The organism is Planctomicrobium stercoris (genome assembly GCF_051465655.1).
Taxonomy (GTDB): domain Bacteria; phylum Planctomycetota; class Planctomycetia; order Planctomycetales; family Planctomycetaceae; genus Planctomicrobium.
Window position 1 is genome coordinate 5,811,985 of record NZ_CP195791.1, and the last position, 19,141, is coordinate 5,831,125.

General features: G+C 57.8%; 13 protein-coding genes. 10 read left to right on the plus strand and 3 right to left on the minus strand.

Translation table 11 applies throughout. The features are described 5' to 3' along the window. Positions 1-84 precede the first annotated feature (84 nt). Positions 85-636: an RNA polymerase sigma factor gene (locus tag SH661x_RS23595; RefSeq protein WP_437226686.1), complete on the minus strand. Its 552-nt coding sequence runs from the start codon at positions 634-636 to the stop codon at positions 85-87. Between the two features lie 1,047 nt (positions 637-1,683). Here SH661x_RS23595 and SH661x_RS23600 point away from each other — a divergent pair. From SH661x_RS23600 to SH661x_RS23635, 8 genes are all read left to right on the plus strand, one after another. Further along, positions 1,684-3,231 (plus strand): alpha/beta hydrolase-fold protein, encoded by a 1,548-nt coding sequence (locus SH661x_RS23600; RefSeq protein ID WP_437226688.1) that lies wholly within the window; start codon positions 1,684-1,686, stop codon positions 3,229-3,231. 108 nt (positions 3,232-3,339) lie between these two features. Beyond that, positions 3,340-4,392, plus strand: a complete 1,053-nt coding sequence (locus tag SH661x_RS23605) for a transaldolase family protein (protein ID WP_437226690.1) — start codon at positions 3,340-3,342, stop codon at positions 4,390-4,392. A 12-nt stretch (positions 4,393-4,404) separates the two neighbouring features. Beyond that, positions 4,405-5,022, plus strand: a complete 618-nt coding sequence (locus tag SH661x_RS23610; protein WP_437226692.1) for a YcxB family protein — start codon at positions 4,405-4,407, stop codon at positions 5,020-5,022. Between the two features lie 59 nt (positions 5,023-5,081). Beyond that, a complete protein-coding gene (locus SH661x_RS23615; RefSeq protein ID WP_437226694.1) occupies positions 5,082-6,836 on the plus strand; it encodes a glutamate mutase L in 1,755 nt (584 codons plus the stop codon). Positions 6,837-7,217: 381 nt separating this feature from the next. Further along, positions 7,218-8,180: a PhoH family protein gene (locus SH661x_RS23620; RefSeq protein WP_437226696.1), complete on the plus strand. Its 963-nt coding sequence runs from the start codon at positions 7,218-7,220 to the stop codon at positions 8,178-8,180. A 124-nt stretch (positions 8,181-8,304) separates the two neighbouring features. Next, entirely contained in the window at positions 8,305-10,587 is a 2,283-nt protein-coding gene (locus SH661x_RS23625) for an HD family phosphohydrolase (RefSeq protein ID WP_437226698.1), read from the plus strand. Further along, positions 10,587-11,066, plus strand: a complete 480-nt coding sequence (gene ybeY, locus SH661x_RS23630; protein WP_437226700.1) for an rRNA maturation RNase YbeY — start codon at positions 10,587-10,589, stop codon at positions 11,064-11,066. Before SH661x_RS23625 ends, ybeY begins: the two co-directional genes overlap by 1 nt. Positions 11,067-11,162: 96 nt before the next feature. After that, positions 11,163-12,458: a hemolysin family protein gene (locus SH661x_RS23635; protein WP_437226702.1), complete on the plus strand. Its 1,296-nt coding sequence runs from the start codon at positions 11,163-11,165 to the stop codon at positions 12,456-12,458. A 73-nt stretch (positions 12,459-12,531) separates the two neighbouring features. Here the strand turns inward: SH661x_RS23635 and SH661x_RS23640 are convergent, their stop codons facing one another. Both SH661x_RS23640 and SH661x_RS23645 read right to left on the minus strand, forming a co-directional pair. Further along, the gene (locus SH661x_RS23640; RefSeq protein WP_437226704.1) at positions 12,532-13,146 is read right to left on the minus strand and encodes a superoxide dismutase; all 615 of its coding nucleotides are present in this window, start codon (positions 13,144-13,146) and stop codon (positions 12,532-12,534) included. 113 nt (positions 13,147-13,259) lie between these two features. Next, the gene (locus SH661x_RS23645) at positions 13,260-16,583 is read right to left on the minus strand and encodes a YCF48-related protein (protein ID WP_437226706.1); all 3,324 of its coding nucleotides are present in this window, start codon (positions 16,581-16,583) and stop codon (positions 13,260-13,262) included. 328 nt (positions 16,584-16,911) lie between these two features. On the opposite strand from SH661x_RS23645, the gene SH661x_RS23650 reads away from it, so the two are divergent. Then, positions 16,912-17,718 (plus strand): phosphoribosylformylglycinamidine synthase subunit PurQ, encoded by an 807-nt coding sequence (locus SH661x_RS23650; RefSeq protein WP_437226709.1) that lies wholly within the window; start codon positions 16,912-16,914, stop codon positions 17,716-17,718. Positions 17,719-18,031: 313 nt separating this feature from the next. Further along, positions 18,032-19,129 (plus strand): peptidylprolyl isomerase, encoded by a 1,098-nt coding sequence (locus SH661x_RS23655; protein WP_437226711.1) that lies wholly within the window; start codon positions 18,032-18,034, stop codon positions 19,127-19,129. Positions 19,130-19,141 lie beyond the last annotated feature (12 nt).

Consider the following 19,141-nt stretch of genomic DNA (forward strand, 5'->3'; position numbering starts at 1 on the left):
TGACTGCGCGAACCTGAAAGACTCAGACACTTTCGAACAGGCAGAAATGCCTGTTCCACCTGGTCAGATTTGAGTCATACGAACTCAAACCAGTTGCGGCTCGTCCAGCGCCTCACGCAACCGATGACGGGCGGTGTGGAGGCGACGCTTGATCGTCCCCACCGGGCTGCTGAAACGATCACTCATTTCCTTCAGCGACTGCCCTTCAAAGTAGAAGGCCAGCAGCGTTTCACGGTCGAGCGTCCGGAGTTGTCTTAAACCCACGCGAACCTGATCAGCCCGTTCACGCTGCAGAACGCCGTCCACAGGAGTCGCCCGACTCGCGACCACCGTAAAGGTTTCGGGGGCCTGACAGGTTTCGCGAGGTCGTCGCACGGCACGATTGATCGACATCCGCACGGCAATCCGCTTCAACCAGCCGACGAATCGCTCCGGCTCCCGCAGCTGCGGCAGTTTTCGCATCGCCCGCAGGAAGACTTCCTGGGTCACTTCGACCGCTTCCGCCTGATTTCGCAGACGTCTGACACAGACCGCGAAGACCATGGATTCATATTCTCGTGCCAGTGCACCAAACGCATCGCGATTGCCTTGCTGAGCGCGGAGCACCAGCGTTAACAACTCGTTCTCATCGAGCATAGCTTCCTCCCCTTCATGGGGACTCTTTCAGGAGTCAGCAGCCGGCCAGGACACCCCTTCGTCAATTGCGAGAGCGGGTGAGCGAACTGCAAGTCGTTCAGATCAGATCCGTTCAAAACTTCCCGCTCGTTCGAACGGGATGAACACCTCTGGCAAGTCAGGCTGCGACAAAGCGTCCCTGCGGGAAACGACAGCACGACCAGCTGTCCGCTTTCAACAATCTGACTCCGGTCCCTGCTGAAGCGGGATTTGAAAGCAATGTTGTCCAGCAGCACATGTGCAATGGACGAGTTGTTTCAGATCCGAATGCTTGAGATCAGGACCGGGGACACTCTCCGAATTCGGGTCTCAGCAGATCACGACGAAAAATGATGGGTATGAAACGGCAGGCAACACACCTGCAGAGACTGCATCACTCTTCGAAATGAACCGGCTGTTCCCCGGGAATCGCTGGGGCGATTCAGACGGAGGTCGTTCGATTCAGGACGAACGCCGCCCACGCGGCTGCCGGCAAGTCAAAAGACGCCGTTTGCCACATTGCCGTCGGTTGTTCCGCAGTGAGGCATTTCGCAGTTGGTCGCTCGCAAAGCGACCCGGTAACTGGGCCTACTGGGACCTCGACTTTTTTAGGTAGCCGTTTCCCGGTGCGCATGTCAGACGCATGCAGACCACGAGCGGCGACAATGGCGCGGACGGAGCTGTTGCTCACCGAAATGCCAGTGTTGTTGCTGTGATTGATGGCGTGACGCATGGCTGCACTCCCTGCGAACAAGTCGCAGTCAGGAAACACAATTAAGACGGTTCCGCACATCCGGAACCAGGTCATGATGGATTGGCTCATCCCTGACCGGTCATACACAACCGGAAATTCCAGCGGGCTTCTCCCGGCTGGTCTTTGCCAACACTCTCCTCTACGGTACTTTGACCCCCATTCGATCAAAATGGTTCGCGGAAAATACCAAAAGTCAAAGATTTTTCGAATCCCGTTTTCCGACGGCCTTTGCCGCGCGCTCTCACCTTTTCCGCCAGTCATCAGGACCTTCCTCCGTGCTGCGAATTATTCGTAAGTGCCAATACACAATCCTCTTAGGACTACTCCTTGTCACCGCCAGCCCCGCCTGGAGCGACGAGCCGAAGTGGTCCTTCAAGCTCCAGTCCTCCCCTTCCGTTCACCAGACTCCGTTCACCGGACGGGTTTACGTCTTTTTGAAGCCGGCCGACCAACGGGACCGGAAAGAACCGAAATCGGGTCCTGACTGGTTTCAACCGCAACCCATGATTGCCATGGACGTTACGAACTGGAAACCAGGCGAGGAGCTCGTTCTCGATCTGGACAATCCAGCCGTTTTGAAGTTTCCAAAAGACCTGAACGCGGAAATGATTCGCTGGACCAATGCTCAGGCCGTGGTCCGGGCACATCCGGAAGAACGGGAAGTCGGGGACGGCCCGGGGAACTGGTACAGCCAGGTCGTCACGCTGCAGAATCCAACCGCTGTCACCTTTCAGTTGAACCGTGTCGTTCCGTCTCCGCAGTTTCCGGAGACCGCCTGGACGAAGCTCCTGCGGGTTCGCTCGGAACTGCTCAGCCAGTTTCATCAGCGTGACATCTTTCTGAACGGAGCAGTCACCCTTCCAGCGAGTTACTTTTCCCAGCCGGGGCGTCGTTACCCGGTGATCTACGAAATCCCCGGCTTCAGCGGCAGCCACTTTCATGGCGTTCACCGGCAGCCGGTCCGTGAAACAAACCGGCTGGGAGTCGAATTCATCCGGGTCATGCTCGACCCGAACTGCCAGCTGGGTCACCATGTCTTCGCGAATTCCGCGAACAACGGTCCCTGCATGGATGCGCTCCTGCAGGAATTCATTCCAGCGATGGATGCTGCCTATCGAACGGACGCCCGTCCGGAAGGCCGGTTTCTCACAGGACATTCCTCCGGCGGCTGGGCCAGTCTCTGGTTGATGATCAATGCTCCAGATCAGTTTGCGGGCACATGGAGCACAGCTCCGGATTCGGTGAGCTTCCGGGACTTTCAGCTGATCAATCTTTATCGAGACGGCGAAAACATGTTCCACGATGAAAACGGACAGCGACGCCCCATTGTCCGTCTGCGAAACCGTCCGGTGGTCTACTACGACACCTTTTCGAATATGGAAGATGTACTGGGCCACGGGTGTCAGCTTCAAAGCTTCGAAGCAGTCTTCAGTCCGAAAGCTGCCAATGGTGAACCTGCAAAACTCTGGAACCGTGAGACAGGCGCGATCGATCCGGAAGTCGTCGAAGCCTGGAAGAAGTACGACATCCTGATGCTTCTGGAGGAGAACTGGGAGACACTCGAGCCGAAACTCCGAGGGAAGCTGCACGTCTTCATGGGAACGGAAGATACGTTTTATCTCGACGGAGCAACCCGTCTGATGCAGCAGTCCTTGCAGCAACTCGGCAGCGATGCTCACATCGAACTGATCCCCGGACGCGACCATATGAATCTGTTCGTCGGCGGACTGGACCAGCGCATCAATCAGGAAATGGCTGCGAAGTATCGTGAAGCGCCTGCCCAAAACTTGCAGAACAGTCCCGGATCGACGATGGTGAAGTAGTCAGGAAAAGTGGGCAGCTGCATGTGGATCGGATTCAGCGTTTCGAAAATTCCTGCCCACCACTCCCTGTCGACTCCCCACATCTCATCTCGTCGAAAGCTGCTCATCATGACCTCTCTCGAATCTCTCGTTTCCACGGGCACTAAACTCTGGCTGGATTCGATCGATCCGGATCTGGTCAAAGAGAACTTTCAGTTCGGCGCGACCGGAGCGACTTCGAACCCCATCATCATCTCGGATCTCATCAAGACAGGACGGTTCGATTCTGAAATTGCCCGCCTTGTCGAAGAAGGACTCGACGACGATGCCATCGCCTGGAAACTGACAGATGACCTCGTGCAGCGGGCCCAAAACGTCTTCCTTCCCGTGTGGGAAAAGACCAAGGGAAACGACGGGTACGTCAGCTTCGAACTGGATCCGCTCATCGAAGACGTCGACGTTCAGCTCCCCACGGAAGAACGCGCCCAAAGATACATCGACCTCGGACTGAAGTGGTCCACCGGACAGAAGAACCGGATGATCAAAGTCCCGGCCACGCCCGGAGGACTGGCAGCCCTGGAAGAGCTCTCCGCCGCCGGAGTGACGATCAACGTCACCCTCATCTTCAGCGAGCGGCAGTACCATGCTGCCCGTGAAGCCATCTGGCGGGGAGCCCAGCGACGCAAGGACCCGAAATCGCTCAAGTCTGTCTACAGCATCTTTGTGAGCCGGATTGACGTTTACACCAGCAAGCAGATTCCGGATCTCTCACCAGCTGCCCAAGGTCAGGTAGGCATCCTCAATGTGAAGCGGCTGTGGAAGGACAACGAAGAGTTCTGGAAAGACAAACAGCTGCCCCTCAAGCAGGAAATCATCTTCGCCAGCACCGGGACGAAGATGCCGGAAGATCCCAAAGACAAGTACGTGGCAGCCCTGGCCGGTTCTGACATCCAGACCAATCCTCCGGAAACAAACGACGCAGTCCAGAAGCTGGGCCACACCTATACCCGGCAGGTCGACAAGCTGCTCCCGCAAGAGGTGATGGACGAGATCGATCAGAAGGTGGACTTCCAGAAAATGGAAGAGGTGCTGATGGAAGAAGGGCTGGAGAAATTCGCCAAACCCCAGAAGGCGCTGCTGGACCTGATCGCAAAGAAGAGAATGCTGCTGCGTTCGGAGTAACGCATTCGGTGCATGCAGATGCACCTCAGCACGGAACACGTCTATCCTCTGGTGCATTTCCCTGCACCAATCGGGCTCAACATGCACATCGACTTCAATGTCACCGCCGAGGATTACCTCGCGTTCCTCGAATATTTACTGGCGAAATCTCCTACCTTCAGGCGTCAGAAGCTTCGCGGCGCGCTCCTGGCCTGCCTGATACTCTCCATTCTGCCGTTCATGATTCTACGGGGAAACCAGAAACCGCTTTTGCAGACGGCAGCGGCAATTTGGCCACTCCTGATCGGCCCGCTGGTCGTCATCCCCCTGTACTATGTGATGATCAATCGAACGGCACGCCGGGCGATGCGAGAGATGTCACAAGGCCCCGAGGCCCAGGGGGTGTTAGGGGCTAAGTCGATCTCGCTTGGCGATGAGGGACTGATTGAGCGAAGCGAGTCAGGAGAGCAACGGGTGAACTGGACGGCGATCAAGAACCTGGCTGTGGGCGCGCGCCGGCTGTTCATCGTCCTCGACAACGCCAGCGGGTTCGTCATCCCTGTCGATGCGTTCGACAGCGAGCAGAAGTTTCAGGACTTTCTGGCGGAGTTGACCAGGTATACGAAACTGACTCCGGAGGTGATAAAGTAGGCATCAACGGCTTCGCCCAGCTTCAACCGCTCGGGTCACTCACCAACCCTTGAGACCGTATGCCTCCGCTCAATCCCGATGACATCAACGTGATCCTGGCCACCGACTGCGGGAGCACAACGACCAAGGCCATTCTGATCGAGAAAATCGACGGCCATTATCGCCAGACCTATCGGGGTGAAGCTCCGACGACCGTTGAAGAGCCGGTGGCGGATGTCACTGTTGGAGTCATCAACGCTGCCACTGAAATTGGTGAGCTGGCCGGTCGAAGACTGATCGATGAGAACGGCAATATCATCCGTCCCGCGCGAGGCAAGGATGGCTGTGACATCTACATTTCCACCTCCAGTGCCGGCGGGGGCCTGCAGATCCTCGTGACCGGGGTGGTCAAGGAAATGTCGGCAGCCAGTGCCGAAAGGGCTGCTTTGGGAGCGGGGGCTATTGTTCTGGATCTCATCGCCTCCAATGATCGACGGCGACCTCATGAACAGATCCAGAGAATCCGCGATCTGCGACCTGACATGGTCGTCATGGCGGGGGGAACCGATGGTGGAACAGTCAAGCACGTGGTGCAGATGGCCGAACTGATCGCCCCTGCGAAGCCCAAGCCACGATTTGGCGACAACTATCAGATGCCGCTCATCTACGCCGGGAACAAGGCCGCTGCCGACGATGTCTCGAAGACGTTCGATGAATCGGTCGCACTCTCCGTGGTCGAGAACGTGCGTCCCTCACTCGAGCGGGAGAATCTCGCCCCGGCGCGAGACATGATTCACGATCTGTTTCTGGAGCATGTCATGGCACACGCTCCGGGATACGACAAGCTGATCGCCCTGGCGGATGTCCCGATCATGCCGACTCCCGGAGCTGTCGGGGACATTCTACAGGCAATTGCAAAGGCCCGGGGGATCAACTGTGTCGGCGTCGACATCGGCGGTGCGACCACGGATGTCTTCAGCGTCTTTGCCGGTGCGGATGGAGCTCCCGTTTTCAACCGGACCGTCAGTGCGAATCTCGGGATGAGTTACTCGATCTCGAATGTCTGCTCCGAAGCGGGGATGCCCAACGTTCTTCGCTGGGTCCGCCATAAAATGGACGAACGCGAGCTGCGAAACCGGGTCAAGAACAAAATGATCCGCCCGACAACGATCCCCCAGACTCTCGAAGCACTGGAGTTTGAGCAGGCGGTCGCCCGTGAAGCACTGCGACTGGCGTACAAGCAGCACAAGGAATTCGCAACGACACTCAAAGGAGTGCAGCAGCAACGGACTGTGGGAGACACCTTCAGCCAGAAAGGGGGCGGGGAATCGATCGTCAACAACATGACACTGAATCTGCTCGTCGCTTCCGGAGGAGTCCTTTCACACGCACCTCGCATGGAACAGACCGCGCAGATGATGATCGACGCGTTCGAGCCGGAAGGGATCACCGAGCTTGCCAAGGACAGCATCTTTATGATGCCGCATCTGGGGGTGCTCGCCTCTGTTCATCCGCAGGCAGCCATGGAAGTGTTCGAGAAAGACTGCCTGATCGCGCTGGGAACGGTCGTAGCTGCGAAGGGATCAGGCCGTCGCGGCAAACCCTGTTTTCGTTACCGCATGACCGGGGCACTGGAGCGGAGCGGGGAGATCAACGTCGGCGAACAGCAGATCCTCGAACTTCCGCATTCAGAAAGTGTCCAGATTGAACTGGAGCCGATGCGAGGCTTCGATCTGGGAAACGGTCCCGGCAAGAGAGTGACCGCAACCGTGCGGGGGGGGACGGTGGGGCTGATTCTGGATGGCCGCGGCCGACCGCTGTGGCCGGACCATTAACTACTCAGGTATGAAACCTCGGGAGATTCATCTGAAATGGACCTCTCTCGTTTAGGTCAGCAGACAGGCCCGTTGTCAAGACCTTCGAGCCGCGATTTTCGGCCTTCCTTCTCCGGTTTCAGAATCCGTTACGAAATCCTTTCCAACAGAGGCTGTCCCTTCTAAAATTCTGATGTCGCAAATTGAACCACGGATCACCGCTACGGTGACCAAGCTGACAAGCACAGACGATCCTCCGAAGTAAATCGCGACTGGAGGAGGCTTCCTGATCTGAAACAGGAAGCCGGCGGACAGGACAGTCCGTATTATTGACCTTCACCTTGTTCACGATCCCACACGTCGAACTCAGACCGGTCTGTGCCCCTCTTCCTGGCTCAATGCATGTCTCACGCGTCCACACTGATCCAACTTCCCCATCCTGACGAAGCTCGACTGCTCTTCGGTCCCGGAGATACGCACGTGCGTAAGATCCGTGAAGCCCTCGGAGCCAGCATCGTGCTGCGGGGAGATTCTGTCGTCATCGAGGGGACCAGCGACCAGGTTCGCCAGACGAACAACGTCTTCAAGCGTCTTCGCGAAATCCTCCGCAGAGATGGCGTTATCAACGAAGATGCCGTCACGCGACTGCTCGCGGGGACTGCCCAGAACGATGGTCCCAGCAGCGAACTGGCCATCGACCTGTTCGAGAAAGCCAAGAAGGTCCGGGCCCGGACAACCGGACAGCAGCGTTACATCGACGCCATCCGCCAGCACGATCTGGTCTTCTGCAAGGGTCCGGCCGGCTGCGGCAAGACCTATCTGGCAGTCGCCATGGCTGTGAACGCCCTGCGATCGGAGCAGGTGCGGCGGATCGTCCTTGTCCGACCGGCAGTGGAAGCGGGAGAGAAACTCGGCTTCCTCCCCGGAGACATGCTCGCCAAAGTCAATCCGTTCCTGCGACCGCTGCTGGACGCAATGAACGACATGCTGAATTTCGAACAGGTCCGCCTGTACATGGAAAACGATGTTGTTGAGATTGTCCCTCTTGCGTTCATGCGGGGACGAACTCTCAACGACACCTTCATCATTCTGGATGAAGCTCAGAATACGACCGTTACCCAGATGAAAATGTTCCTGACCCGAATGGGGGAAGGTTCCAAGATTGTTGTGACGGGCGATGCCACCCAGACCGACCTGCCGGACAATGTCGCTTCCGGATTCAACGATGCCATGCAGCGACTGCAGGGGATCCAGGGAGTAACGCTCGTTGAGTTAAGCGGGGAAGACATCGTCAGACACCGACTGGTACGTGAAATTGTCAAAGCCTATGACCAGGGTCCCGCCGCCGGACCTGCTGGAAATTAACACACAGGAGTCGTGATCGCGTGTTGTGCGCGATCCGCCAACAGATATGTTCGGGATTGGCCAGAAACGTTCTCGTATTCCACGTTCGGTGACGCTCCGTCGTCCCGTGACGATCTGGACGAGATTGTCGAGTCTGTTCCAGAATCGCAGCCTGCAGCTTCGCCTCAGCATCACGCTCATGGCGCTCTTTCTGCTCGTGGTCGCATTGCAAAGCTGGCGCGCCCCCTTCCCGTTCCGGCAGGGGGACTATGTTCCACACGGAATCTCCGCGAAGATCCCTTTTGAGCGCATCGATCAGGAAGATACCGAACGGGCCCGGGACCGTGCCGAAGATAATGTCGCTTTCATCTTCCGCAACAATCCTGCCCCGCTGCAGTCGCTGGCCGAGGAACTTCGGGCCCAGCTGGGTGACCTTGCCCAGGCCGACTCTCTGAGCAAACTCAATACAGACACGCTGGAAGATTTCGGTCTCACGACAGCCGGTCCCCAGAACGAAAAGGCGCGGGAAGCTGCCGAGCGCTTTGGAGCAAAGTCTCCGGAAGACCGCTTTGAGAAGCTGCGGGCGGCCATTGTCGGTCCGGACATGAGCATGGCTCAAAGCCGCATCGATGAAATGGTGGAAGAGTTTCGGCAGTTCATCGCTCCGCTGTTCGAAACAGGGATCATCGATCCCAAAGATGTTCGGCGCGGCATCACCGCGGACAAGACGCTGTTGATCGTCGAAGAGAACCAGCCGGATTCCACCGGGAAGGAAGCTCTGGTGACACAGGTTCGCCTGCAGGATCTGCTTAACGAGGCTGGTCAACTGGGCCGTTCCTGGGCCCGGTTTCCAAGCTTGAAGAAGGACATCCAGCCGGCCCTCTCCTACTGGCTGTTCAAGCGGGTCCAGCCCACCTTGCGCTACGACCAGGTGGCGACCAAGACCGCCATCAGCCAGGCGCGGGAAAATGTCGAAATCCGCATGGAGCGGTTTATTGAGGGAGACACCCTGATCCGCCCCAAAAAGACGATCGATGCGGATGACCTGACGCTGCTGAAGGATGAATATCAGGCAGCGGAATCCGAGATCACCTGGGGGGCTCGCCTGACCCGAATCGGAATTGTGTTCATACTGGTGCTCGTGCTGGCGGGACTGAACGGTTATTACATTGTCTGGAACGAACCGAAACTCGCCACCGATGTCGGTCGACTCGTCACCTATCTGAGCGCGATCGTCATCACCGCGTTTCTGGGACGGCTGGTCTCGTTCGACCCACTTCGCGCCGAAATCGTGCCCCTGCTGACGGCGGTCCTTTTGATCGGTGTGGCCTACAACCAGTTTCTGGCCACCCTGACCGCCTTCTCCCTGGCACTCGTTTTGACGATGTCGACGACAGGGCGACTGGAAGATTTTCTGGTGCTGCTCAGCACATCCGCTGCCGCCATCATTCCGCTACGTCGGGTCTCTTCGCGAGCCACCTTGATCAAAGTGAGCTTCTTCTCCGCGCTGACCTACTTTGTCATCAGCTGCGGTGCAGCGGTGGTCGAAACTCAATCGCTCAATGAAGTCTACCACAACACCTCATTCCTGGTGATGAGTGCGAAGGGAGCGTCATTGTGTCTGGTGGCAGGTTATCTCGTCGCCGGAAGTCTGCCGTTCGTGGAAAAGATTTTCGGTGTCGTCACCGACATGACGTTGTTGGAACTCAGCGATCCATCTCATCCCCTTCTGCAGGATCTGGTGCGTCTCGCCCCGGGGACGTACAACCACTCCGTGGCAGTCGCGAGTATTGCGGAAACGGCGGTGGAACGCATTGGCGGGAACGGGTTGCTGGTCCGAGTCGGCGCGTACTTCCATGACATCGGCAAGATGCTCAAGCCGCAGTACTTCATTGAAAACCTGCACGGGGGAGCGGTCAGCCGACACACCCAGCTGAACCCGGCCATGAGTACCCTGATCATCATCGGGCACGTCAAGGACGGGGTCGATCTTGCCGATCAGTACGGACTCCCCGCACCGATTGTCGACTTCATCGAACAGCATCACGGGACCACGCTTGTCGAATACTTCTTCCGGGAAGCCACCCGCATTGCGGAATGCACGCCCGACCATCGCACCGATGCTGAAGAGTCGGCATTTCGCTATCCCGGTCCGAAGCCGCAGACCAAGGAAGCAGGTGTGCTGATGATCGTCGACGCCTGCGAAAGTGCGTGTCGAACGCTCACGGAACCCACGCCCAAACGGATTGAGTCCCTGGTCAGCAACATCGTCATGCGACGTCTGCTGGATGACCAGTTCGACGAGTGCCCGCTGCGGATGTCCGATATCCGGATCATTCAGGACTCGGTGATCAAGTCGCTGATCGCGGTTTACCATGGACGCATCCGGTATCCGGAAGTGAGCAGCAGCGAAGTGCGGACGGCCTGATGTATCACGTCGATGTGGCCGATGATCAGTCCCAGCTGCAGGTCGATCCCGAGTGGGTCGCTGACGTGGTTCGAAAGACGCTGGCCGCGCAGGAAGTTGCTGCAGCGGAGATCGAAATCGCCCTGCTCGATGATGCCGCGATTCACGTGGTGAACCGGGAACATCTCGAGCACGACTATCCCACGGACGTCATCAGTTTTCTGTACTCCAGCACACCGGGAGTGTCCGCTGCTTCGAGTGAATTACGGGGCTCGGGATGCGCCATTGAAGGCGAAGTTCTCGTCAGCACCCAGACGGCCCTTCGCATGAGCACGGAAGCCGGCTGGTCTACCGAGGCCGAAGTGATGCTCTACATCATACATGGCCTGCTGCATTTGTGCGGATATGACGACCTGACAGCGGAAGAACAGACGTTGATGCGGGCTCGGGAGCGGGCCGTCTTGCAAATCTGGAATCTCACGCCACACTATCATTCGTAGCAGGTCATCGGGCGAGCGTTCAGGGGAGGCGGGTCTGAAGCCCATCCGGTTCCCTGCCCATGACCACTGGTTTCACCTCCCTGTCACCGGCTCGTCGTGATCAACGCCATCGTTGTTGTTCTTTGTTTTCTGCTGAGCGCGTTCTTCGCGACAATCTGCGAGTCTTTACGGAACTTCCTTCGCAGCCGACTGGCTTACCTGTGCCGGGTCCGTGGCAACGAGACCCGTTTCGGCTTGATCCTCCGGGACGATGAGCTGGCATTGCAGGTCTGCGAACTGGCCAAACTCACGACGCTTGTCACCTCGCTGATGCTCGCCACCGACGCCCGCAACTGGCCCAGCGAACCTGCTTCGCATCGTCAGTTCTGGTTCGACCTGGTCACGGCGCTGGTCATCACCTGGCTGGCCATCCGTGTGATCCCCTGGTCCATTTCGCGCGTGGCAGCGGAATCCGTGCTGTACCGCTGCTGGCCTCTCATTCAAATTCTGATCCCGGTCGTCAGACCCATTCTCGTGGTCGCGCGGTGGATCGATACACTGATGCACCGGGTAGCTGGCCGGAGCGATCCGACCCCCGAAAACCTCGAAACGTTCGCGGAAGAAATTCAAAGCGTCGTCGATGAAGGAGAACGGGAAGGAATTCTTGAGTCCCACTCGGGCCGGATGATTCAGCGGGTCATGGAGCTACGCGAAGACGATGTCCGTTCCGTCATGACTCCCCGCACGGACATGGTCGCCATCCAGGCGAGCTGCTCGCTGGAGGAAGCCCGCCGACAGCTGCTTGAAGCGGGGCATTCCCGCATTCCGGTCGTGGACGGCTCCATGGATGACATCGTCGGTTTGCTGTACGCCCGGGATCTTCTCGAGTGTTTTGTCGACGGCGAAGGGAAATCGCTGCGGGACATTGTACGGCCTCCGTTCTACGTTCCAGAAACAACAACCATCAACGCCCTGCTCGACCGGATGAAGCTGGAGCGACTGCATCTGGCCATCGTGCTGGATGAGTATGGCGGAGTGACAGGACTGGTCACGCTGGAGGATATTCTTGAAGAGATCGTCGGGGATATCGCCGACGAGTTCGATGAACGTCCGGAAGAGCTGTTCCAGGTCATCGATCCACACACACTCTGGGTCGATGCCCGGATGCATCTGGATGAACTCAACGAGCTGTTCGACCTGAATCTGCCCGACGATAAAGACTTCGACACGATCGGCGGATTTGTGTTCTCGGAGCTCGGCCGAGTCCCCAAGCAGGGAGAACAGCTGACCTGGGACCAGCTGCGGATCACGGTCATGGAAGTGACCGAACGCAAACTGGTTCGACTGGAACTGTACAGCACCGTTCCCTGGCCGCTGGAAGATCTGCCCGCGAGCGAATCGCCTCGACCCTGAGTTTGCTGGCGATAAAAAAATCCCGCGCTGCTCGCGCGGGATTTCGACTGGATCACATTCAGCGAAGATCACCCTACTTCGCTTTGGCCTTTGCATAGCGACGGGCCACTTCGTCCCAGTTGATCACGTTCCAGAATGCGGTGACGTAATCGGGACGACGGTTCTGATAGTTCAGGTAGTACGCGTGTTCCCAGACGTCGAGTCCGAGAATCGGAGTGCGACCTTCGGACAGTGGAGTATCCTGATTCGGAGTGCTTTCAATCTTCAGCTTGCCGCCATCGACGGTCAGCCAGGCCCAGCCGCTGCCGAAGCGGGTGGCTGCCGCAGCTGCGAAATCGGTCTTGAACTTGTCGAAACCGCCCAGCTCCGACTTGATGGCTTCTGCAAGTTCTCCGGTCGGCTCACCGCCGCCGTTGGGCTTCATGATGGTCCAGAACATGGAGTGGTTCCAGTGTCCACCCCCGTTATTGCGAACAGCTGTGCGGATTGATTCAGGAACGGCAGCCAGATCTTTCATCAGGTCGCAGATGGACTTGGCAGCCAGTTCCGGGTGCCCTTCCAGTGCCTTGTTCACATTGGTGATGTAGGCCTGATGATGCTTGGTGTGGTGAATTTCCATGGTACGGGCATCGATATGGGGCTCGAGCGCGCTGTACGCATATGGAAGTTCTGGCAGGGTATATGCCATTTCGGAGACTCCTCTGGCTGATTGTTGTTAGTGGCAATGTCCTCTGAGGTGTATTCTAGACTCCTCCTGCAACCTCACAACCATCAGCCACATCTTTCGTCAGGCAGCATGATTTACTCGAATCGAATTAACCCGAACAACGCCGGCTGAGGGACCGTGGCCCCCGCTGACGTCCAGCTCTGCGAGCCGATTCCCGGCAGAATCCGGGTGATTCCCATCCCCCAGCTGGTTCCGACGATCCGTTCCGGAGGAAGCAGTTCTTCCAGCGGGATCGCACATTCCAGTCTCCAGGCGTCCACTTCCCGCGTCGTCGCACAATACCATTTGGGATTGTAGGCCCAGTTGTCCCAGCAGGCTTCGCGGGTCTGTCCACGCTGATCGACTTCAAACCGGTAAAACGTGGAGTAGTCCCGGTCGACGTCGAGTTGCAGACTCAGGTAATCAAACGCATCCAGATTGGCGTCATGTTCCCGGCCTGCCCTCTCCGGCGGGTCCTGTGGAAGTTCCGCATGAATCGGGACGCTCGCTGCGATGTAGAGAAATTTCTCATCGTACGTGAGAAAGACGACCGGCTGTGCTCCGGTGCGTGTGCTTCGTCCGTTCGACTGAACGGCCGCGCCGACATAGGTCTCGGCAGCAGACTTCTCTGTCAGTCGAATTTCAGTGGCATCTTTCCAGCAGTCGTCCGAGAGAATGCCGTCCAGGATCGGTGGGGTACGGGTCTGCCTGCATGCCACAATCGGTTTGGGTGACTGAACTCCGGGCCGCAGCAGGTATGCTTCTCCCCGGGCTGCAATGTTCCATGGATCGTCACTGAGTGTCTTCAGAAACTCCCCGTAGATCTCGTCCGCTTTCTTGTTTTCATTGCGACGCCGATGCAGTGCAGCGGTGAGGAACTGCATCTCCGGCTTTTCGAAGTAATGGGGATAAGCATCCCGCAGCCCGTTTGCGACAGACATTGCGGATAACTGCCAGCGGCGCAGCTGCATGTCGGTCTGACTGACAGAATTTCCACTGCCCCCCTGAAACGACTGCACGCTTCCATTCGCAAGCACCAGGGGCTGAGACTCTTCGGAAGTGGGAGCTGAAAGAGTCGGCGTATTCAAAGTGGCGGCGGTTTTCGTCTTCTGATCACGGAAGACCTGAATCGCCTCTTCCAGCTTGGCCTGTGCGACACCCGAGTCCATGCCGCCACCCGCACGCACAATCGATCCGGTCGCCTGCATGGTTCGCAGCCGCTGCCAGTTCATTTCGGCGCTGGTCCAGTACCGCATCAGCCAGAGCATCGCATCGACAGCCACCGGCTGGTCGGGGTAACGGGTGATCAACTCCGTATAGATCGACTCTGCTAACGCCCATTCACCTCGCGTGTGGTACATCAGTCCGAGTGATGCCAGTTGCTGGGCAGCCTGTTCGGGAGACAACGGAGCGATGATCTCTTTCAATTGCCCGAGCAACTGCCCTGCCTGAGCGGGCGAAGCGGTCATGCGGTCGCTGATCGCGGTGATCCTCCGCCGATGCTGCGACTGCTGTAACAGCTTTTCATAGTCCTGTGTGGTGATGATCGTCTGAGCCCTGCGGGCGTCCGAGCCGAAGGGGATCGCCAGATCACCCAGGAGATTCTTCTCCGAAAGCGGTTCCTTGCCGTTGGTTCGCAGCACCAGATAACTGCACCCCGGGACAATGGCATTCTGTCCGGCAGCCAATTGTCCCAGTGCATCCGAAGCAGCAAGCTCAAGAGTCTTACCGACACGCGGTAACACTTCCAATGGATCCTGGGTGATGCATCCGGGAGTCGGCTGGGCTTTCTGCATCACCAGCTTCTTCACACTCCACGGCTGCAAGGATGCATAGTGCTGCTGATCAAGTGCATAGGCTGAGTCGGCCGCCTGTTCCATCGCCTTCGTCACTGCCCGTTGAATCAGATCAGAAGCGAACTCCCCTGATGCAGATTCGTCGATGAGAAGTAGAGAAGGCCGCCAGATGCGAATCTCAGCGACCAGACTTTCCAGCAAGACTTCGGTCAGTCGCTTATCTGTCAGAAGCGTCCATTCACGGATCAGCTTCTCGCGGTCCTTTTCGAGATTTGGCAGTCCGATGGGAAGCCGCCAGTCGATCCACCCCCGGTTTCCTCCAGCAGACTGCACCGCGTGAGAGAGTCGAAAGTCAGCCTGTCGGGCGATGTGCGCATCGTCCCCGGTATCTTTGCGCGTGGCGATCATGACAGCGGAACGATAACCCTCTTCATGAGCCCAGCGGGTCAGAAAGGGAATCGCAGCAGACTCGAAGTGTGTCTGCACAGCCAGACAGGCAAGGCGTCGACCTGCTCCCCGAACTGGGGTCCACGTCTTGCCGCCATCATTGGTCAAAATAATGCGCCCCAGTTCTCCAACTGCAGCACCTTGCTGTGGATTAATAAATCGGACCGACTGCAGCGGGACCGGATCGCCGGTCGACTGAGCCTCCCACGTATTCCCGGAATCGGACGAATGCCAGATGACCGACCCGGGACTTCCCACCACCCAGGTATGGTCACCAGCATGTGTGACGCTGCGGAAGTTCGAAAAGTCTTCGAGCTCAGGAGGAAGTTGAGGGTGAATCGGCTTCCAGGAAGCTCCGCCGTTATCTGTCCGGAAGAGATAACAGCCATCTCCGGTCAACCAGCCCCGTCCGCCCGTATCGAGTGAGGCTCCATGAAAGGCACGGAGCCCTGAACCGGCCACGCTTCGATTGAGTACCGCCCCGCGCGCCACCACCGCTTGATGTCCGTAGTCACCTGCAAGCAGTCCCGTCTGAGCCGAAGTGAACGCGGCTGCATTCCAATATCCCGAAGCAGGTGCCTGCATGGGGGTCCAGGTCAATCCGCCGTCGGTGGTTTGGAGAACACCAGACGGGAATGCAGTGGATCGGTCTCCCGCAGCGATTCCGTTTTCCAGATCGAAGAATCGAACGTACTTGAGATAAGGCAGATTCGCGGTCTGCCTGACCGTCCAGGTCGCCCCGCCATCAAGCGTCGACAGCACGACACCCACCGAAGTCCCGCCCACAGGCAGAACCGTCCCTCCGGCAATCCAGCCGACACGGTCGGTCAGGAAGCAGACGCTGTGCAGTGAATATCGTTCCAGCATCGGAGAGACCGAAATGAATTTCCAGCTCGCTCCGCCGTCTTCCGATTTCCAGATCGCTCCCCGGTCACCGACAGCCCAGATCCGTGCCCCTCCCATGATCGCAACATCGCGCAGGGTGGCGTCATCCTGAAGCGGAGTCGGATCGATCACCTGAGCGGTGACCTGAGGAGCATCCTCCTGGGCGCGAACGTCTCTTCCCATCCCTGTCATCAACAGAGTCAGACAGACCAGCAGCCCACGACTGCAGGTCCAGCTGCGTATATTCGGTACGAAACCGGCGATTCGAAAGTTGTGTCGAAAGTTTGTCATCGCGAGCCCTTCCTCCTTGAAGGGGGAGAGATGCCGGCAGGTCCAACTCCTCATTCCGGCGAATCCGTCGAGAGTTTAACTCCCTTGTCGCGACTCTCCTACGGCGATTTTGCAGCGCCGCCCGCCGGGACACTGTCCATGATTTTCTGGCAGCAATTCCGCGTGTCCGGATCCTTTTCGAATTCGTCCATGCATTCGTAACGTGTTAGATAGTCACATCTTGTCGTGGAGTCCGAACTTCAAAAAAGCGGGGAACCCACCGCTTTCGATTTCAGAGGCAGGCAACTAAAATGCCTGTTTCGCCCCCCGAATGAGGATCAAGACTTCCATGGCCACTCCCCGTGTCTGCGTGCTGCGAGCCCCGGGCACCAACTGCGATCACGAAACCGCCTTTGCATTCACCCACTGCGGTGCGGAAGCCGAACGGCTGCACCTGTTTCGCGTGCTGGAACAGCCCGAAATTCTCCAGAATTTCCAGGTGCTCTGCATCCCGGGAGGGTTCAGCTACGGCGACGACGTGGGGGCCGGAGTCGTCTTCAGCAGCCAGCTGAAGAATCGGCTCGGTGACGCGATTGGCGAATTCCTCAACCGGGACACTCTCACCCTGGGGATCTGCAACGGATTCCAGGTGCTGCTAAAAGCCGGAATCCTTCCCGGAGGAGCAGCAGGCTGGTCCAGCGAAAAAGAATCCGCACCTCAGGCCACGCTGACATGGAATGCGAATGGGCGATATACCGACTTGTGGGTCAAGCTGAAGAATTGCTCGAAGAAGAACGTCTTTCTGCGAGGAATTGAGACGCTGGACTGCCCGATTGCCCATGGTGAAGGACGCCTTGTCGTCACCGATCCGGCTGTGGTCAAGGCCTGGGAAGACGCGGATCAGATCGCGCTTCGCTACACCGGCGAAACGGAATCCGCTTCCGATTCCGAGTTGCTCCCGTTCCCACAGAACCCCAATGGATCGATTGAGAACATCGCGGGGCTGGGCGATCCCAGCGGACGCGTTCTCGGTTTAATGCCTCATCCGGAACGATTCCTGTTCGCGACGCAGCATCCCCGCTGGACTCGGCTGGGACTTCGCGGCGAAGGGGCCGGATTCCAGGTCTTCCGCAACGCTGTGGAGTATTTCCAGTAGGCAAGGCTTCAGCGGTCCATGGTCATTCGTGGACATCAACTCCGGACATGCTCCCCTCAACAACAGCGGGGGGCGTGTCGGCACTTGATCGATTGATCTTGACCTGAATTTGCAGATTTCGCTAAATCGCCCTCGTCATTGGTCGTTGACACGCTGCGGAAGGTCCGTGACCTGGATGGTCACATCCTGACCCACATGAACGTTGTGGGGCTCGCGAGCTGATTTTCGACTGATGAAATGCCGTTCTCCGCGTGGCGGGATGCGGCAGATAAACATGGAATTGCCCCGAAATTTCCTTGCTGGAGTCCAGATTATGAGTGAACGGATTCACTCCGCACAGCCTGCTGCATCACCGAAATCACGAGGAAAACTCCTTACGGCCGTTGCAGGAACCTGCGTACTTCTGGTCGTGGCGGGAGTCTGGTTGCAGTTCTTCCGGGCTCAACCGGCCGCTTCCCAGACGGCGCCAGCCGAGACAGGGAAAGCCTCGCTCACTTCCGCTCCTGCCACCAATCGGGCGATGGCCAAAGTGAATGGACAATCCATCGGTTATGACGTGCTCGCTCGGGAATGCGTGGCCCGTCACGGAACCGAAGTTCTCGATACGCTGGTCAATCGATTGATCATTCAGCAGGAATGCGAAACCCGCGGCGTCGTCGTCTCGGCTGCGGAAGTGGAAGCCGAAGTCAAGAAGACCGCTGAGAAGTTCAATCTTCCGCTCGACACCTGGTACAAGATGCTGGAAGCCGAACGGCACCTGACCCGTGATCAGTATCATCAGGACGTGATCTGGCCGATGATCGCCTTGAGAAAGCTCGCTGGCCAGGACATCCAGATTTCCGAAGAGGACATGAAGAAGGGCTTCGAGAGCAATTACGGTCCACGCGTAAAGGCCCGTCTGATTCTCGTGAGTGGAAACATTCGTCATGCCAGCATGATCTGGGAACAGTGCAAAGCCAATCCAGATGACTTCGATCGTCTGGCACGCGAGTACTCTGCCGACCCCAACACTCGTCCGCTGGGCGGGGTCATTCCCCCCATCCGTCGACACGGGGACAACAAGCAGGTTGAAGAGCAGGCATTCCGGATGAAGGTGGGCGAGATCTCTCCCGTCATTCAGCTCCCGGATGTGGAAAACCGATACATCATCCTCAAGTGCGAAGGCTTCACCGAGCCCGTCGTCACCGACATCAAGGATGTCTGGAACGACCTGTACGCCCAGCTGATGGAAGAACGAACCCAGCAGGCCGTCGCCAAGGTCTTTACAGAAATCAAAGAACAGGCCCGGGTCGACAACTTCCTCACCAACAAATCGACCGGCGGCCGTAAGATTCAGATGACATCCGGAACTGCCATCCCCGGACAGGGAGTGCAGCCGGCTGCAGCTGTTCATACGGCTCCTGTCCGCTGATCGGACCGCTCG

What these genes read in the sequence shown, in the direction of transcription:
- SH661x_RS23640 (WP_437226704.1), bottom strand. Translation starts at nt 13,146, where the DNA reads ATGGCATATACCCTGCCAGAACTTCCATATGCGTACAGCGCGCTCGAG.
- SH661x_RS23650 (WP_437226709.1), top strand. Translation starts at nt 16,912, where the DNA reads ATGGCCACTCCCCGTGTCTGCGTGCTGCGAGCCCCGGGCACCAACTGC.
- SH661x_RS23655 (WP_437226711.1), top strand. Translation starts at nt 18,032, where the DNA reads ATGAGTGAACGGATTCACTCCGCACAGCCTGCTGCATCACCGAAATCA.
- SH661x_RS23610 (WP_437226692.1), top strand. Translation starts at nt 4,405, where the DNA reads ATGCAGATGCACCTCAGCACGGAACACGTCTATCCTCTGGTGCATTTC.
- SH661x_RS23615 (WP_437226694.1), top strand. Translation starts at nt 5,082, where the DNA reads ATGCCTCCGCTCAATCCCGATGACATCAACGTGATCCTGGCCACCGAC.
- SH661x_RS23620 (WP_437226696.1), top strand. Translation starts at nt 7,218, where the DNA reads ATGTCTCACGCGTCCACACTGATCCAACTTCCCCATCCTGACGAAGCT.
- SH661x_RS23595 (WP_437226686.1), bottom strand. Translation starts at nt 636, where the DNA reads ATGCTCGATGAGAACGAGTTGTTAACGCTGGTGCTCCGCGCTCAGCAA.
- SH661x_RS23605 (WP_437226690.1), top strand. Translation starts at nt 3,340, where the DNA reads ATGACCTCTCTCGAATCTCTCGTTTCCACGGGCACTAAACTCTGGCTG.
- ybeY (WP_437226700.1), top strand. Translation starts at nt 10,587, where the DNA reads ATGTATCACGTCGATGTGGCCGATGATCAGTCCCAGCTGCAGGTCGAT.
- SH661x_RS23645 (WP_437226706.1), bottom strand. Translation starts at nt 16,583, where the DNA reads ATGACAAACTTTCGACACAACTTTCGAATCGCCGGTTTCGTACCGAAT.